The following is a 17,490-nucleotide window of genomic DNA, read 5'->3' as shown; positions in this document are numbered from 1 at the left end:
ATTCTGCAGCCCACAGAACTTCCCGCTGAGTTCTCCCGAATAAAGGTTAAACGCAAAGGAGCCCTCTCCTACCTAAGTAGGAGAGGGCTCCTTTTATTGCTCTAACAGAGAGTCATTAGAGGGCTTACTTAGCCTTCTCGATGATCTCCACGATACGCCAGCGCTTGGAAGCGGACAGCGGACGGGTCTCTGCAATCAGAACGAGGTCACCGATACCAGCAGTGTTCTGCTCGTCGTGTGCCTTGATCTTGGAGCTACGGCGAACGACCTTGCCGTACAGTGCGTGCTTCACGTGGTCCTCGACCTCGACGACAACGGTCTTGTCCATCTTGTCGGAGACAACGTAGCCGCGGCGGGTCTTACGGTAGCCGCGCTCTTCGTTCTTTACTTCACTCACTTGGACTCACCTTCAGTTGCGGGACGAATACCGAGCTCGCGCTCACGCAGCACGGTGTAGATACGTGCGATGTCGCGCTTAATAGTGCGGCGACGACCTGCGTTAGCCTGACCGGTGACTTCCTGGAAGCGGATGTTGAAGAGTTCCTTCTTCGCTTCGCTCAGCTTTGCAGCCAGCTCTTCGTTGGAGAGCTCTGCGAGCTTATCGATGCTCAGGTCCTTGGATCCTACTGCCATCTCGCTTATTCACCACCTTCGCGGCGACGCACAACACGTGCCTTCATCGGGAGCTTGTGGATTGCCAGGCGCATTGCCTCGCGAGCCACTTCTTCGGACACACCGGAGAGTTCAAACATGACTCGACCCGGCTTGACATTTGCGACCCACCACTCGGGCGAACCCTTACCGGAACCCATACGGGTTTCAGCGGGCTTCTTGGTCAGCGGACGGTCGGGATAAATGTTGATCCAGACCTTACCGCCACGCTTGATGTGACGGGTCATTGCGATACGTGCAGCCTCAATCTGGCGGTTGGTCACGTATGCGGGCGACAGGGCCTGAATGCCCCACTCACCGAAGCTAACCTCGGTGCCGCCCTTTGCGAGACCATTACGCTTGGGGTGGTGCTGCTTGCGGTACTTTACTCGACGGGGAATAAGCATTTATGCCTCACCGTTCTCTGCAGTCTTGGCCTCGACCTTTGCCGAAGCGTTCTCGTTGCGGCGCTCGCGACGAGGACCACGGTTGCCCTGGCGGCGGCGGTCACCATCGCGGCGGTTGCCACGGCGGTTGTTTGCTGCCTGCTGAGCTGCCAGCTCCTTGTCGGTCAGGTCGCCCTTGTAGATCCAGACCTTCACGCCGATGCGACCGAAGGTGGTCTTAGCCTCGAAGAAGCCGTAGTCGATGTTCGCACGCAGGGTGTGCAGGGGCACACGGCCTTCGCGGTAGAACTCGGAACGGGACATTTCAGCGCCACCCAGACGGCCGGAGCACTGGATACGGATACCCTTTGCGCCTGCACGCTGTGCGGACTGGATTGCCTTCTTCATTGCACGGCGGAATGCAACACGCGATGCGAGCTGCTCTGCGATGCTCTGTGCAACCAGCTGAGCGGAGAGGTCGGGGTTAGCAACCTCGAGGATGTTCAGCTGAATCTGCTTGTTGGTGAGCTTCTCGAGCTCGCCGCGGATGCGGTCTGCTTCTGCGCCACGGCGGCCAATCACGATACCGGGACGAGCGGTGTGGATGTCCACACGCACGCGGTCACGGGTACGCTCGATCTCGACCTTTGCAACGCCTGCGCGATCCAGGTTCTTTGCCAGCAGCTCGCGGATCTTTACGTCCTCGCGGACGAAGTCAGCGTAACGCTCGCCGGGCTTGTTGGAATCAGCGAACCACTTGGAGACGTGGTCAGTGGTGATGCCCAGTCGGAAACCGTTCGGGTGAATTTTCTGACCCATTTAGCGGTCCTCCTCCTTCTCCGGGGTAGCAACTACCACGGTGATGTGGCTGGTGCGCTTGTTGATTCGGTATGCGCGACCCTGAGCGCGGGGCTGAATGCGCTTCATGGTCGGGCCTTCGTTCACGAATGCTTCGCTGATGAACAGCTCTTCCTCGCGGAAGGGCAGACCCTGCTGGGTTGCCTTCTGACGAGCGTTAGCTACTGCCGAAGCAACGATCTTGTATACCGGTTCCGAAGCTGCCTGGGGGGCGAACTTCAGAATCGCCAGAGCCTCTTCCGCCTGCTTACCACGGATCAGGTTGACGACACGGCGGGCCTTCATAGGCGTAACGCGAACGAAACGCGCTGATGCCTTGGCTTCCATTGCCTATCTCTCTTTCGTCTATTGCCGAAAGGGAAACGTTAGCTTATCGGTGTGAACCGATTAGCGACGCTTGCCCTTACGGTCGTCCTTCACATGGCTGCGGAAAGTGCGGGTCGGAGCAAACTCGCCGAGCTTGTGACCAACCATCGACTCGGTGATGAACACCGGCACGTGCTTGCGACCGTCGTACACTGCGATGGTGTGACCGAGCATGTCGGGGATAATCATCGAGCGACGCGACCAAGTCTTGATTACGTTCTTGGTGCCCTTCTCGTTCTGAGCTGCAACCTTCAGGTAGAGGTGCTGATCAACGAAAGGGCCCTTCTTCAAACTACGAGGCATGTTTCAGGCTCCTTAGCGCTTCTTGCCAGTACGACGGCGACGAACGATGAGCTTGTCGCTTTCCTTGTTGGGACGACGGGTACGACCCTCGGGCTTACCGTTGGGGTTAACCGGGTGACGACCACCGGAGGTCTTACCTTCACCACCACCGTGCGGGTGGTCAACCGGGTTCATGACCACACCACGGACGGTCGGGCGGATGCCCTTCCAGCGGTTACGGCCAGCCTTACCCCAGTTGATGTTGGACTGCTCGGCGTTGCCGACCTCACCAACGGTTGCGCGGCAGCGAACATCCACGTTGCGGATTTCGCCGGAGGGCAGACGGAGCTGACCGTACTTGCCTTCCTTAGCAACCAGCTGAACAGAAGCACCTGCGGAGCGAGCCAGCTTTGCGCCGCCACCGGGACGGAGCTCGACACAGTGAATCACGGTACCAACGGGGATGTTGCGCAGGGGCAGGTTGTTACCGGGCTTGATGTCAGCTGCGGGACCGGACTCGACGATGTCGCCCTGAGCGAGCTTGTTCGGAGCGATGATGTAGCGCTTGGAACCATCGAAGTAGTGCAGCAGTGCGATGCGTGCGGTACGGTTGGGATCGTACTCGATGTGTGCAACGCGTGCGTTCACGCCGTCCTTGTCGTGACGACGGAAGTCGATCAGACGGTACTGGCGCTTGTGGCCGCCACCCTTGTGACGGGTGGTGATGCGACCGGTGTTGTTACGGCCGCCGGTCTTGTGAAGCGGACGAAGCAGGGACTTTTCCGGGGTGGAGCGGGTGATCTCGGAGAAATCAGCAACGCTCGAACCGCGGCGACCCGGGGTCGTCGGCTTGTACTTACGAATACCCATTTAGATATTTCTTCCTTCGTTAAAGTGGTCTCCGCGGGGCTTATGCCTGCGGACCGCCGAAGATGTCGATGGTGCCTTCCTTGAGGGTCACAATCGCACGCTTGGTGTTCTTGCGAGCGCCCCAACCGAAACGGGTGCGCTTGCGCTTGCCCTGACGGTTGATGGTGTTGACGGAAGCAACCTTGACGTCAAAGATCTTCTCGATGGCCTGCTTGATTTCCAGCTTGTTGGAATCGGTAGCGACCTCGAAGGTGTACTTACCTTCGTCGAGCTGACCGTAGCTCTTCTCGGAAACGACGGGAGCAATGATCACGTCGTATACAGACTTGGTGGAAACGCTCATTACTTAGCGCCCTCCTTCTTCTGAGCTGCAGCAACGAATGCGTCGAATGCTGCCTTGGTGAAGACCACGTCGTCCGAAACCAGCACATCGTAGGTGTTGAGCTGGTCTGCGTACAGAACGTGGACGTTCTCCAGGTTACGTGCGGACAGAGCCACAACGTCCTCTGCACGAGCAATCACAAGAAGGATGTTCTTGCGCTCGGTGATAGCTGCGAATGCAGCCTTTGCAGCCTTGGTCGAGGGGGTTTCACCGGAGATGAAGTTCTCGACAACGTGGACGCGGTCGTGACGAGCGCGATCGGAGAGAGCACCGCGCAGTGCAGCGGCGATCATCTTCTTGGGGGTGCGCTGTGCGTAGTTACGCGGGGTCGGACCGTGAACAACGCCACCGCCGGTCATGTGCGGTGCACGGATGGAGCCCTGACGTGCGTTACCGGTACCCTTCTGCTTGAAGGGCTTACGGCCTGCACCGGAAACCTCGCCGCGGTTCTTGGTCTTGTGGGTGCCCTGGCGTGCAGCAGCGAGCTGTGCAACGACAACCTGGTGCAGCAGGGGCACGGATGCCTGCGCGTCGAAAATCTCTGCGGGCAGGTCTACCTTAAGGGTCTTAACAGCCATGATGTATTAGGCTCCCTTCACAGCGGTACGAACCAGAACAACGCCGCCCTTGGGACCGGGGATTGCGCCCTTGATCAGCAGGACATTGTTCTCTGCGTCCACACCCTGGATAGTCAGGTTCAAGGTAGTGTGACGTGCTGCGCCCATACGGCCAGCCATGCGCATACCCTTGAACACGCGTGCGGGGTAGGATGCGCCACCGATGGAACCGGGCTTACGGTGGTTCTTGTGCTGACCGTGAGACGCGCCAACACCCTTGAAGCCGTGACGCTTCATAACACCTGCGAAGCCCTTACCCTTGGTCTTACCAACGACGTCGACCTTCTGGCCTGCTTCGAAGAGCTCAACGGTCAGTTCCTGACCGAGGGAATACTCAGAAGCATCTGCGGTACGCAGCTCGACGATGTGGCGACGGGGGGTAACACCGGCCTTCTCGAAGTGACCAGCCAGGGGCTTGGTAACCTTGCGAGAGTCGATTGCACCGAAACCAATCTGAATAGCTTCGTAGCCATCAGTTTCCTGGTTACGGATCTGGGTAACAACGTTAGAATCAGCCTTGACGACGGTGACGGGCACGAACTTGCCGTCCTCGTCCCAGACCTGGGTCATGCCGAGCTTGGTGCCCAGCAGGCCCTTCACCTGGCGCTCGAATTTGTTAGTCATTAGATGCGATCCTCTACAGCTTGATCTCGATGTTTACGTCTGCCGGCAGGTCAAGACGCATGAGGGCATCAACAGCCTTGGGGGTCGGATCAACAACGTCGATCAGACGCTTGTGCGTACGCATCTCGAAGTGCTCGCGGCTGTCCTTGTACTTGTGGGGAGAACGAATAACACAGTAGACGTTCTTCTCGGTCGGCAGCGGCACGGGGCCAACTACAGTTGCGCCTGCGCCCTTGACCGTTTCGACGATTTTCCGTGCCGAAGAATCGATGACCTCGTGGTCATAGGACTTCAGACGGATGCGGATTTTCTGTCCCGCCATCTGTCGGACTCTCTTTCTTGATGTATTCCCTGTATCGGAGCTTTTGCCCCTTTGTTATAGCGCTTAAGGAACGCGATATATTCATCACGTGCGCCACTCAGAACGGACTGAATCCGGCTTTGCCGGGTTCCTCACCCCGCCTGAGTACCGACCCCCGAACTCGGGCGTGTCGCCTATTTTCTAGACAAACTCGTCCCGTCATCCTTCGGACCGGGTCATACGTGGGCCTACCTTTAGTGCAGGTAGACGCTTTGACAACGTCGTCAATTCTCTCAGAGTTAGAGCCCTGATGCAATACGAACACAAGTTAAGTGCTTAAGAACACTTAACTGTCTCTGTCAACCTGAGGATACTCCCGCGATGTAACTCTCAGGGAGCTTTCAATCTACTTTCAGTAAGTTCCATGCGCTTTATTGCTCTTAATAAAGCTTTTAGATCTAAAGACTCTCGTATCGTAGAAGTATCACTACAGCCTAAGGAGAAACCATGTCTCAGCCGACACAACCTCATCAGGCATCCTCTAGCTCTCACTCTTCGTCTCAGAGCCCTCAGTATGCTCAGCCGCAAGGTCTCGGACTGTACGTTCCCCCGTCCCTGTCGGGTCCGTATCCTCAGCCTCCTGCGCAGCGACGCCGAGTCAATGAGGATATCTTCCTCAATATTGTTCTGTACATTGGTTCGCTCCTGCTCATTGGTGCTGCGGGCCTTTTTGTCACCTCGGTGACTTCTTCTCAGGATGAAACGGCTATCTTCCGTGTCCTCGCAATGGCGCTTGGAGCAATTGTCTTCTACGGAGCCGGCCTGCTCACCTACCGTTTCGTAGAGCGCCTGCGTATTGCCTCCTACTCTTTTGCAGCAACAGGTCTTGCGTTTATTCCTCTGACCGGCGTTGCTATCTATGTCCTCAAAATTTGGACTGAAGGACGCTACATCTGGCTCCTCACGTCTCTGGTTGGCACTGTAGCCATTGTTGGAGCCTGCGCCCTCATGCGTAACCGTGTGATGGCGTACCTGCTGATTTCGTTCATCGTTTCGGACTCGTTGGCAGCTACGAAGGTGGCGGCTCTGCCTTTCGTTTGGTATTTCGTTTCTCTGACTGCCGTTGCCACTGTTCTGGGTTTGGTTCTGCACTTTGCCCCGAATGCTGCCCCGAAGGGTATCCGCGAAGGTCTTGTTGATTCTTCCCGTATTTTCGTCCCGGCTACCGCCGTCGCCATTTTCTTCTTTACCAACGATCTGAGCTACACGGACGCGGGTATTGCGTTTGCGGTTATGTCTGTGCACGCTATTCTGTTCACCTGGCTGAACGGCACGGCGGATTACTACGCCCAGGCACGCATCTACCCGATTGCATCCATTCTCTCCTTCATCATGGACTCGGATCACGGCCCGTGGTTCCCCAGCATTTTCTTCGTCTCTGTTCTGGTTGTTAACCTGATTTCTGCCTACGTATTTATTCCTCGTCTGCAGAAGACTATTGCTGGTTCCGCTCCTGCTACTGATGAACAGCCCGAGCAGGTGCAAAGCACCCCGGCTATCCCCTGGGCGAAGGAAGCTCTTCACCAACCCGCTCGCAAGATAGAGTGGTTGCCGGCAATTGACGCATGCGTCGGCGTATTCTTCTCCTTCTTTGCTCTCCTTGATGCCTTCTACACTGCTCACGTCGCTGATAGCGTTACCTACGCAACGCGCTGGAGCACTTTCCTTCCCTATGCAGAGGGTAATCAAGGTGTCTTCCCCGCGCCCTGGGTTATCGGTGTCCTCTGCATTGTCAGTTTCTTGCTGTACCGCAAGGCAATTCAGCCTCTGCTGCTCATGAGTTTTGTAGCACTCATTCCTGTTATTGGCATGTACGCCTCCCCTGGCAACCAGGGAACGTTCTACCTCTTCTTTGCCGCGGCTGTAGTCATCTATCTGGTCAGTGCTAAGGCTCCCGAGGCACGTACCGCTGGAGCGGTACTGAGCAACATCGGTTATGCCATTGGTATGATTCAGCTCTTCCTCGCTCTCATTCCTGAGATGCAGACTTCTGAGTCGCTTTTGATGTTTGCATTGGTCTGCGCCGCTATTGCGCTACTGACTTTTGTCCTCTCTCAGGGCGTTGCAGCGCAGAACGCAAGCTACCGTCTTGTAGAGATGTCGGTCTACCTCTTCTTGGGCGTTTTTGCTCTCTTCGTTGGGTACGTAGCTAACCATGCTGATGGCGGAGCACATGGCCGATTCTGGGTTGGTTTCCCGCTCTTCTCGGGTGCCGTCCTCTTCTTGAGCGTCCTGAGCGCTCTTATTCTGGCCCGCGCGCTACGACTTTCGGATGTTGGATCCTTCCGCTCCACGCTTGTCATGTTTGTCCGTATCGCGTTCTACGCGACTCTGCTTATCGCGACGATTGGCTCGCGACACTACCTGCTGTACGACTTGCAGAAGGAGTACATTGCTGTAGCACTGCCGGCACTCCTAACCGTCGTTTATGGTGCGCTTGGTTTCTTTATGCCGGTTGGCTCTTCGATTCGTTCGGAGCTACTCACCGTTGCGCGATTCCCCATCTGCTGGTCGGTCATTCTGCTCGCGATCACCGGCAATATGAAGGAATCGCTCGTAGACTTCCTCGTACTTGCGCTGCTGGCGGTTCAGGCTCTGTGCAGCGTGCTACTCTACGCGTACTCCAAGCGAAACTACGAAGCATACGCGGCGGCGATTTTCTTCACGCTCGGTTCTGTCCTGAGCGCAGGCCGTTTCATTGGCGATTTTGATAATCTTCTGTTCGCGGTAGCAACTCCTGCTATCTTCATCGCTGTATGGGTGCTTGCCCTTATCTTCAGGGTCTCCCGCATGCAGATTGGTGCCTCCATCAGCATCACGACTTTCTGCATCGGTGCTCTGTGGAATCTCTTCAACACGAGGGAAAGCACAATGGAGATGACTCTTCTGGGCTACTACGCTCTGATTGCCGTCATCATCCTGTTCGTTCTGAAGGTCACGCTCCCGGTCGAGGTCTTCGGTGTGAGCGCAAATGTTCGTCCTCGCATCGCTGTCCCGGTCGGTAATACGATGGTTGATTTGCCGATGCACGGCCCGCTGGGTGCCCCCTACGCGCGTTTCATGTCTCGCCGTCCCCTGAGCCAGGGTATCTATGCACCGGTCAATACGCTGCTGATGATTCCCGCTCTTGCGGTGCTGGGATTCTACACTTTCGTTGGGCTGGTTTTTGAGCCCAGGCAGGTAGAACTCAACGCACTTCTCTGGGGTCTGGGTGCTCTGTCCTTCGTATCTGTCACCAAGGCGAAGAACCTGCCTATCGTCTGCACCACGGCGTTCAGCCTCTTCATCGCCCGTCTGGTCATTGATTACTCGAAGTCCAATCCTCTGAGCGTCATTCTTGAGGTTGCTCTCCTGATTATGCTGGCTGTTGTGGCAGCCAAGGTCCTCAAGAACTTCATCGCAAAGAGGCCTGTAGATACGCAGGTATCGGATTCTCCTCTGTACTGGGCTTTGGGCCTGCAGGTGTTCCTCACCCTGGTAACGTGGGCAGTTCCCGCTGACGGTCCGGATATCGTGGTGCTGGTACTCGGCATCGCGCTGACTCTCCTGAGCGCTCTGCTACTCGACCGAGTCTGGACCTATATCGCAACTGCGCTAGTCACCCTCGACCTGGCAATTTTGCTCAACGGTCTGAACCCGCTGACCCTGCTGATCATCTCTATTCTGCTCATTGCCGGCGTTATCTGGCGTCTGCTGGTGCGACAGAACAAGCAGGATGCAGCAGCTCCGCACCAGGGCTCTGCGCAGCTTGAGGACTTCCCTCCGTCTCAGAATCAGCCGGGTATGTACCCTCAGAGCAATGTCCAGATGCAACAGCCCCCGGCTCCTCAGCAAGGCTACGAGCCTCGTCATGAGGAAAACATCTAGCTATCAGCACGTATAGGTTCTATTCCTACGGCATTCTGTAGTAGGATTACCTATGTCCCTTCCGAGGGGCAGTCATTCGAATTGCGGTTCCCAGCCTTCGGGCTGGGAACCGTTTTTCTTTGTCCGCAAACCCTATTCACATCTGCAACGTCTATTTCGCGTCCTTTTGCCAGCTCCTTGAAAGTGTGTGGGCGTTCAAGAACGGTAAGCCAATGACAGCGCATCTGTTCCCCTATGCCCTGCTACAGGTCTGAGGCACGGGTGTGCGATACTGCTACCGCTCTGAGGATTCCTCACCATTGGCTCCTCACCGCTGAGGCTCCGATCTTCTCCCCTATCTTTTAGCGTGGGTTTCTGCCGCACAAAAGCGCTGAGAGCCTGTTGAAGGGCGTCTATAGCGCCCAGGACGTGGTTACGAGGTTCTCCCGGCAGAGAGAGGGATACACCTGCCTCTTTGCAGCCTTCAGCAACCCGCAAAAGGGCATAACAAAAGGACCCCCGCAGATGCGGGGGTCCTTGAGTATCGCTACCTGATGGAGAGTATCCTCTCCGGCAGATCTTTAGCGAATTGTCGTAAATTTACGGCAATTACTTCAGGATCTTGGTAACGCGACCCGAACCAACGGTGCGGCCACCCTCACGGATAGCGAAGCCGAGGCCCTCTTCCATTGCGATTTCCTGGATCAGGGTAACGGTCATCTCGGTGTTGTCACCGGGCATAACCATCTCGGTGCCCTCGGGGAGGGTGATAACGCCGGTCACGTCAGTGGTACGGAAGTAGAACTGAGGACGGTAGTTGGAGTAGAAGGGGTTGTGACGGCCACCCTCATCCTTGGAGAGGATGTAGACGTTTGCCTCGAACTCGGTGTGGGGGGTGATGGAGCCCGGCTCCACGACAACCTGACCACGCTCAACATCGTCACGCTTCAGACCGCGCAGCAGCAGACCACAGTTCTCGCCTGCCCATGCTTCGTCGAGCTGCTTGTGGAACATCTCGATACCGGTAACGGTGGTCTTCTGGATCGGGCGGATACCGACGATCTCGACCTCGGAGTTGATCTTCAGGGTACCGCGCTCTGCACGACCGGTAACAACGGTGCCACGACCGGTGATGGTGAAGACGTCCTCGATGGGCATGAGGAAGGGCTTGTCCTTCTCACGCACGGGGTCCGGAATGTAGGTGTCGACTGCGTCCATGAGCTCCTCGACCTTAGCAACCCACTCGGGGTCGCCTTCGAGAGCCTTCAGTGCGGAAACGCGAACAACGGGAGCGTTGTCGCCGTCGAACTCCTGCGAGGAGAGGAGGTCACGGACCTCCATCTCGACGAGGTCGAGGAGCTCTTCGTCGTCAACCATGTCTGCCTTGTTCAGTGCAACCAGCAGGGTGGGGACGCCAACCTGGCGAGCGAGCAGAACGTGCTCGCGGGTCTGTGCCATGGGGCCGTCGGTAGCTGCAACCACGAGGATTGCGCCGTCCATCTGAGCCGCACCGGTAATCATGTTCTTGACGTAGTCAGCGTGGCCGGGAGCGTCAACGTGTGCGTAGTGGCGCTTCTCGGTCTGGTACTCGATGTGAGCAATGTTAATGGTAATACCGCGCTGGCGCTCCTCGGGAGCGGAGTCGATCATACCGAAGTCGCGCTTCTCGTTCAGGTCCGGGTACTTGTCAGCCAGAACCTTGGAGATTGCTGCGGTCAGGGTGGTCTTACCGTGGTCAACGTGACCAATGGTACCGACGTTAACGTGAGGCTTGGAGCGCTCGAACTTAGCCTTAGCCAAGAGTGTTCCTCCTAGAACGATTGAAAACATGCACGCGGATCTTCGCTCCGGCGCATCCCGTTATAAAACGGTCTAGCGTCTACAATAGCGGATTACGCCGCAGAGATGAAACTGTTCATGCTCTCAATAATGGATTTAATTGAAAATTTTGGCGTGGGCCACAGGTTTTTGGCCCGTGGCCCACGGGTGAGACGCGAAAATTACTCGCCGCGGCTCTTCTGGATGATCTCGTCAGCGACGTTCTTGGGAACCTCGCCGTAGCTGTCGAAGGTCATCGAGAACACTGCACGACCCTGGGTCTTACCACGCAGGTCGCCAATGTAACCGAACATTTCGGTCAGGGGCACGAGAGCCTTGATGATCTTAACGCCGGATGCGTCCTCCATGGAACGAACCTGGCCACGGCGAGAGTTCAGGTCGCCGATCACGTCGCCCATGTACTCCTCGGGGGTACGAACCTCAACGTCCATCAGCGGCTCGAGCAGGACCGGGTTAGCGCGCTTAGCGCCTTCCTTGAAGACCATCGAACCAGCGATCTTGAACGCCATTTCGGAGGAGTCGACGTCGTGGTAAGCACCGTCGATCAGGGTTGCCTTCACGCCCACCATCGGGTAGCCAGCGAGGACACCGAACTTCATAGCGTCCTGGATACCGGCGTCGACCGAGGGGATGTACTCGCGAGGAACGCGGCCACCGGTGACCTTGTCCTCGAACATGTACAGCTCTTCGCCGTCCAGGGGCAGGGGCTCGAAGGAGACCTGCACCTTTGCGAACTGACCGGAACCACCGGTCTGCTTCTTGTGGGTGTAGTCGACCTTCTCGACTGCCTTCTTGATGGTCTCGCGGTAAGCAACCTGAGGCTTACCAACGTTAGCCTCAACCTTGAACTCACGCTTCATACGGTCAACGATGATGTCCAGGTGCAGCTCACCCATACCACCAATTTCGGTCTGACCGGTTTCTTCGTTCAGCGAAACGGTGAAGGTGGGGTCCTCAGCGGAAAGCTTCTGGATAGCGGTGGACATCTTCTCCTGGTCACCCTTGGTCTTGGGCTCGATAGCCACGAAGATCACGGGGTCGGGGAAGGTCATCGACTCGAGAACGATCGGGTGTGCGGGGTCGCACAGGGTGTCACCAGTGGTGGTGTCCTTCAGACCGATCGCTGCGTAAATGTGACCTGCGGTGATCTCCTCAACCGGGTTCTCCTTGTTGGAGTGCATCTGGAAGAGCTTACCGATGCGCTCCTTCTTACCCTTGGTGGAGTTCAGAACCTGCTGGCCCTGAGCTGCGGTACCGGAGTACACACGGGTGTAGGTCAGCTGACCGTAGAACGGGTGAGCTGCAACCTTGAACGCCAGTGCTGCGAAGGGCTCCTCAGCGGATGCCTTACGGGTCAGCTTCTCTTCCTCGTTGGAGGGGTTGGAGCCGACAACGTCCGGAACGTCCAGCGGGGAGGGCAGGTACTCAATCACGGCGTCCAGCATGGGCTGAACACCGCGGTTCTTGAATGCAGAACCACAGAGAACGGGGAATGCCTCACCGGAGATAACCAGCTGACGGATACCAGCCTTAATCTCGGGGATGGTCAGCTCGCCCTCTTCGAGGTACTTCTCCATGAGCTCTTCGCTAGCCTCAGCAACAGCCTCAACCAGCTCAGCGCGGTACTGCTCAGCCTTCTCAACCAGGTCAGCAGGAATGTCCTGAACCTCGTAGGAGGCACCCATGGACACGTCACCCTTGGCGTCGCCGGGCCATACGTATGCCTTCATTTCGAGCAGGTCAACGACACCGATGAAGTCGCTCTCAGCACCGATGGGGAGCTGGACAACCAGCGGGCGAGCGCCCAGGCGGTCGATGATGGTCTGAACGGTGAAGTAGAAGTCCGCGCCCATCTTGTCCATCTTGTTGACGAAGCAGATACGGGGGACGTCGTACTTGTCAGCCTGACGCCAAACGGTCTCAGACTGGGGCTCAACACCTTCCTTGCCGTCGAACACAGCAACTGCGCCGTCGAGGACGCGCAGGGAGCGCTCAACCTCAACGGTGAAGTCAACGTGACCGGGGGTGTCGATGATGTTGATCTGGTTGTCCTTCCAGAAGCAGGTGGTTGCTGCGGAGGTAATGGTAATACCTCGCTCCTGCTCCTGAGCCATCCAGTCCATGGTGGAAGCGCCGTCGTGGGTCTCACCAATCTTGTGGTTAATACCGGTGTAGAACAGAATGCGCTCAGTGGTGGTGGTCTTACCGGCGTCGATGTGCGCCATAATACCGATGTTGCGGACCTTGTTAAGGTCGGTGAACACGTCAAGTGCCACGTTATTCTCCCTAAATGAGATACTCCGAAAGCCTGCCGACTCGAATCGACTCGGCAGGCTCTAAACGGAGAATTACCAGCGGTAGTGTGCGAAGGCCTTGTTGGACTCGGCCATCTTGTGAGTGTCCTCGCGACGCTTCACAGCGGCACCGAGACCGTTGGACGCATCCAGGATCTCGTTCATCAGACGCTCAGTCATGGTCTTCTCGCGGCGCTGCTTCGAGAAGCCAACGAGCCAGCGAAGAGCCAGAGCGGTGGAACGGCCGGGGCGAACCTCAACCGGAACCTGGTAGGTTGCACCGCCAACGCGGCGGGAGCGAACCTCGAGAGAAGGCTTGATGTTGTCCATTGCCTTCTTCAGGGTTGCGACCGGGTCAGAACCGGTCTTCTTCTCGACGCCCTCGAGGGCACCGTAGACGATGCGCTCTGCGACGGACTTCTTGCCGTCCAGCAGAACCTTGTTGATCAGCTGAGTGACCAGAGCAGAACCGTAAACAGGATCGTTTACGAGGGGACGCTTGGGAGCGGGACCCTTACGAGGCATTACTTCTTCTCCTTCTTAGCGCCGTAGCGGGAGCGAGCCTGGCCGCGACCCTTAACACCCTGGGTATCCAGAGCGCCACGAACGATCTTGTAGCGAACACCGGGGAGGTCCTTCACACGACCACCGCGAACGAGCACGATCGAGTGCTCCTGCAGGTTGTGACCCTCACCGGGGATGTATGCGGTAACCTCGACGCCGCCGTTGAGCTTGACACGAGCGACCTTACGCAGTGCCGAGTTCGGCTTCTTCGGGGTGGTGGTGTACACACGGGTGCACACGCCACGCTTCATGGGGTTGCCCTTCAGTGCGGGCGCCTTGGTCTTAACGACCTTGGGAGTCCGGCCCTTGCGGACCAGCTGCTGAATAGTAGGCACGTTTTCTCCGTTGCTTGATCAGGTTTCTCGTTAGAGAAGCCCGTATAAACTTACTGGCCCCCATCACGTTGGATGGGTGCTCTCGGTTATCAGAAACGCTCGGATGCATATCCGGTTGGTTTCTATAGGTTCCTCGACATCTCGGCGAGTTCTCAGGGCTAAAACTCCTCACCGTCAGAGGTGAAAAAGTTTTTGGGCACGCTTAAAAATGGCATTTAGGCGTCAGCAAAAAAGCAACGCCAAAGGACGGTATCCATACTGCCATTGATTCATCATGCCCGTGCCCTCGGGAAATATCCCGCGTAAACCCACCGGGGGTGGATCCTTGTGCACCGAGCTCAAGTACTTCGGATAAGACTATACAGGTTAAATCCCACTTAATCTAGCGCCAGATCTGGGATTCTTCGCTTTAATGCCCCGCCCAAGGGGTTAAACCCAATGATTTACCTCACTTAAATTACATTGTTGAGATTTATCCCTTCCCCGTGACCTCTTTGAGGCAACCTAAAACAGAAAGCCGCCAAGAATCACGCACACGATTCTTGACGGCTTCAATACTTGCGGGAGGCGAGCGCAAAACCGCACCCGCCTCCCGCAAGAGAGTATTCAGTTATAGGTCCGCCACAGCGACTGCTGGGCTACACCACCTGGAAGACTCGAGTCTGCCCCTCAAATGGGGTAATAGTCTTCGAATTCTTCTTGGCATTGCCGTAGTAGCGGATGCGGTACTGACCCTTAGGAGTATTTGCAGGAACGCTCCAACGCACCGTCACCTGCGAGGCGGAAACACCAATGCGCTTCCATTCAAAAAACGTGTCCGGATTGTTATCCGCGGTGTAGTACTTCCAGGTATTACCCACACGACGCTCAATCACGAAGTAGCTACCGTCGTGATGCATGTTGTTATTCGGGTGCGCACCCACAAAACGAGCCGACACCTCCTGACGACCGGCAATAGCATCTTGAGGCTGCTGGGTCACCTGACCGTAGCGCGTACCGAACATGGGAGTGTCGTAGACGACCTTGCCCTGCAGGCTAGCTACCGGGCGACGGTCATTCGGGCGATCACCGATACCCAGAGGGGTGCCATTCTTCAGCGACGTTCCAACAACGTTAATGGTCTGGCGGAACGCGCTGGAGGTGTAACGACCAAAGAGGGTCGCGCCGCCTTCGTACTGCTGCGAGTCGTATTCCTCGGGGGTCGTCACGTAGTGATCGTAGGCGTTAGTGTAGCCCTGCAGAATGATGTGCGATTCAGGAACGCCGAAGAGCTTGGCAGCATCCTGGCGGTACTGCACACCCACCGCACCGGTAAACTCACCGGGCATACCCAGCAGGTAGTAGTCACCGAAGCGCATAATCTGCACCGGATACTTTTCCTGAATGATCGTTCCATTTTTTGCAGAGAAGAGAATGCCCTTCGGCTGCTGGCAACGCGTCTGAGCCGCACTCGGAGTAAACACCAAGGTACCCAGAATAGAGGGACGGCCCGAGCCCTCCTTGTAGACAGCCCAGCCGCCGCCGCCATCCTCAGTGGATCCGGCGCCGAACGGAGTACCCAGGAAGCCCTGGCAGGTGCGTTCATTATGGCCGCTACCAGTGTACTTAGCGTCCACATTCATACCCGAGAAGTTGAAGTACGAAATGCGCGAATCCAGACCCTTACCCACCGGGGTACCCGAGCTCTTGAGCTGAGAACGCACGGCGTTAGCCTGCTTCTCACCCTGAATCTTCACGTTCTTGAACTGATCATTGGTCGGGCCCTGCCCCGGCTTCAACCAAGTATTCGGGGAAACGTCACCAGCATTAGCATTCGCAAACGCCGCCACGAAACCATCGCCACTACCGGGAACATTGCGGTCAACACCGTGGTCCTGAGTCTCCAGCAGGTACTCCGCATACCCCTTATTATCGCTCGAAATCAGAGTATTCTTCGAGGTCAAAGACGTCGGGTGAATCGCGTACCAGTTCAGCACCGCACGAGTCTGGCCGTTACGTTCCAAACGCAGAGTCATATTGGTCGGATCGGTACCGCCGGGCAGCTTAGAGCGGATCTCAGGAGAATCAAGGTTAAACGCCTCACGGGAACGGTTAACGCCCACACCGGGCAGCCTAGAAGAAGAAATCGTCAGGTTACCGGGCGCAAGATCCTTAGTCGCCTGGCGGATTGCCTTCAGCGAACCGTCCACCTGGGCGTTGAAGGTGTCCTGATGGAAACCCAGAGTCGTAATGTTGTACAGACTCTGGTGCGTAATACCACCCGGAGTTGCGTGAGTGTGAGTCGCGGTAATCATAATGTTCGACTCATCATACGCGGAGCCAAACTCTGCACGGATGCGCTTCACCAGTTCATCACGCAACGACTGCCAACTGGTCAGCGTATCAAGCACAACGATGAGGTTGCGCTTACCCGAGGCGCGGTCCACCGCAATGAAAGCACGTGCGTACTGACGAGTATGCACACCGCTACCCTTCTGGGAGGTCTCACCGTAGCCCATGAAGCCGACTTCACCGGGCTCACCGGTAATATCCGCCGCGCCCGCACCGACCAGATAGGGGGTAGCGCTGGCGCTCTGAGAAGCAGGGGCTGCTGTCGCAACCTGACCGGCGGGAAGAATTGCGGAAGCTGCAATAAGACATGCCGCGCCAATGCGAGTGAGAGAATGCACGGGCGTCTTAAAGCGCGAAAAAACAGAGGAGCGCTTTCGCTCCTCTGCGGTCAAAGAGGAATTCTGTTCAGACATCTGAGGTCGAGATGCTCCGGAAGACAGTCGGGTACCCTGACTCGCCACCCGTCCGGAAGAGAATGGAGTGATATGCATGCCTTCAAGAATAGAACCTAGTCAAAAGGCTTTCCAAGTTGAATTAGCATTGTTCAAATATAGAATATTCATTCTTTTTGAATCGTAAAGAAAAACGAGCAAGTATTCTATATATGGCATTGTTAGGGCGGATTCCAGCGGGTCTCACAATATTTGATCATCATCTAATTTCTTGCCCGGTCAAGAAATTTTCCCAGTTTGAAAAATAATGCACTCCAATGATTTTTTTATAAATAAATTCGTCCACTAGGCAAAAAATATGCAACCTTCCCCTGAAGGATAAAGAATATTAAAGTACCGCTTAAAAGAAAGTTGCCTCTCCCCCACCTATTCGTTAAACAAAGAACGCGGATACCCGAGACAACTCGAGTATCCGCGTTCTTTATCAGGGAC

At 56.4% G+C, this 17,490-nt stretch carries 17 protein-coding genes; 1 reads left to right on the top strand and 16 read right to left on the bottom strand.

Annotated features, from left to right (window positions below; all coding sequences use genetic code 11):
• Positions 1-124 precede the first annotated feature (124 nt).
• From rpsQ to rpsJ, 11 genes are read right to left on the bottom strand one after another with little or no spacing between them, the layout of a single operon-like run.
• Positions 125-397 (bottom strand): 30S ribosomal protein S17, encoded by a 273-nt coding sequence (gene rpsQ, locus QZ540_RS06285; protein WP_012903053.1) that lies wholly within the window; start codon positions 395-397, stop codon positions 125-127.
• Positions 394-633 (bottom strand): 50S ribosomal protein L29, encoded by a 240-nt coding sequence (rpmC, locus tag QZ540_RS06280; RefSeq protein WP_005504969.1) that lies wholly within the window; start codon positions 631-633, stop codon positions 394-396. Before rpmC ends, rpsQ begins: the two co-directional genes overlap by 4 nt.
• Positions 634-638: 5 nt before the next feature.
• Entirely contained in the window at positions 639-1,058 is a 420-nt protein-coding gene (rplP, locus tag QZ540_RS06275; RefSeq protein WP_044150210.1) for a 50S ribosomal protein L16, read from the bottom strand.
• The gene (gene rpsC, locus QZ540_RS06270) at positions 1,059-1,856 is read right to left on the bottom strand and encodes a 30S ribosomal protein S3 (protein ID WP_005504966.1); all 798 of its coding nucleotides are present in this window, start codon (positions 1,854-1,856) and stop codon (positions 1,059-1,061) included.
• The gene (gene rplV / locus QZ540_RS06265) at positions 1,857-2,222 is read right to left on the bottom strand and encodes a 50S ribosomal protein L22 (protein WP_005504964.1); all 366 of its coding nucleotides are present in this window, start codon (positions 2,220-2,222) and stop codon (positions 1,857-1,859) included. It abuts the gene before it with no gap.
• A gap of 60 nt (positions 2,223-2,282) precedes the next feature.
• On the bottom strand, positions 2,283-2,564 hold the full coding sequence (gene rpsS / locus QZ540_RS06260) for a 30S ribosomal protein S19 (RefSeq protein WP_004005282.1): 282 nt from the start codon (positions 2,562-2,564) through the stop codon (positions 2,283-2,285).
• Between the two features lie 12 nt (positions 2,565-2,576).
• Positions 2,577-3,413, bottom strand: a complete 837-nt coding sequence (rplB, locus tag QZ540_RS06255; RefSeq protein ID WP_005504961.1) for a 50S ribosomal protein L2 — start codon at positions 3,411-3,413, stop codon at positions 2,577-2,579.
• A gap of 40 nt (positions 3,414-3,453) precedes the next feature.
• Positions 3,454-3,756, bottom strand: coding sequence for a 50S ribosomal protein L23 (rplW, locus tag QZ540_RS06250; protein WP_005504959.1), 303 nt, complete (start codon positions 3,754-3,756; stop codon positions 3,454-3,456).
• Positions 3,756-4,373, bottom strand: a complete 618-nt coding sequence (rplD, locus tag QZ540_RS06245; RefSeq protein ID WP_005504957.1) for a 50S ribosomal protein L4 — start codon at positions 4,371-4,373, stop codon at positions 3,756-3,758. The genes rplW and rplD overlap by 1 nt, the downstream gene beginning before the upstream one ends.
• Positions 4,374-4,379: 6 nt before the next feature.
• Complete coding sequence (gene rplC, locus QZ540_RS06240) at positions 4,380-5,036, bottom strand: 50S ribosomal protein L3 (RefSeq protein WP_294628513.1); 657 nt, start codon at positions 5,034-5,036, stop codon at positions 4,380-4,382.
• 13 nt (positions 5,037-5,049) lie between these two features.
• Positions 5,050-5,358 (bottom strand): 30S ribosomal protein S10, encoded by a 309-nt coding sequence (gene rpsJ / locus QZ540_RS06235; RefSeq protein WP_004005287.1) that lies wholly within the window; start codon positions 5,356-5,358, stop codon positions 5,050-5,052.
• 486 nt (positions 5,359-5,844) lie between these two features.
• On the opposite strand from rpsJ, the gene QZ540_RS06230 reads away from it, so the two are divergent.
• The gene (locus tag QZ540_RS06230; protein WP_294628511.1) at positions 5,845-9,264 is read left to right on the top strand and encodes a Fe2+/Zn2+ uptake regulation protein; all 3,420 of its coding nucleotides are present in this window, start codon (positions 5,845-5,847) and stop codon (positions 9,262-9,264) included.
• Positions 9,265-9,852: 588 nt separating this feature from the next.
• Here the strand turns inward: QZ540_RS06230 and tuf are convergent.
• The 5 genes from tuf to QZ540_RS06205 all read right to left on the bottom strand — a co-directional run bounded on the left by tuf (position 9,853) and on the right by QZ540_RS06205 (position 16,944).
• The gene (gene tuf, locus QZ540_RS06225; RefSeq protein ID WP_070685645.1) at positions 9,853-11,043 is read right to left on the bottom strand and encodes an elongation factor Tu; all 1,191 of its coding nucleotides are present in this window, start codon (positions 11,041-11,043) and stop codon (positions 9,853-9,855) included.
• A 200-nt stretch (positions 11,044-11,243) separates the two neighbouring features.
• A complete protein-coding gene (fusA, locus tag QZ540_RS06220) occupies positions 11,244-13,358 on the bottom strand; it encodes an elongation factor G (protein WP_294628508.1) in 2,115 nt (704 codons plus the stop codon).
• Between the two features lie 72 nt (positions 13,359-13,430).
• Positions 13,431-13,901 carry a 30S ribosomal protein S7 gene (gene rpsG, locus QZ540_RS06215; RefSeq protein ID WP_005504941.1) on the bottom strand — a complete coding sequence of 157 codons (471 nt, stop codon included), beginning with the start codon at positions 13,899-13,901 and terminating at the stop codon, positions 13,431-13,433.
• Complete coding sequence (rpsL, locus tag QZ540_RS06210) at positions 13,901-14,275, bottom strand: 30S ribosomal protein S12 (protein ID WP_005504939.1); 375 nt, start codon at positions 14,273-14,275, stop codon at positions 13,901-13,903. Before rpsL ends, rpsG begins: the two co-directional genes overlap by 1 nt.
• Before the next feature lie 638 nt (positions 14,276-14,913).
• Entirely contained in the window at positions 14,914-16,944 is a 2,031-nt protein-coding gene (locus QZ540_RS06205) for a neutral/alkaline non-lysosomal ceramidase N-terminal domain-containing protein (protein WP_294628506.1), read from the bottom strand.
• Positions 16,945-17,490: the final 546 nt, after the last annotated feature.

Origin of the sequence: uncultured Rothia sp. (assembly GCF_916049665.1) — a bacterium.
Lineage (GTDB): Bacteria > Actinomycetota > Actinomycetes > Actinomycetales > Micrococcaceae > Rothia.
Note: the sequence above shows the minus strand (reverse complement) of the source record. Positions and strands in the feature narration are given on the sequence as shown.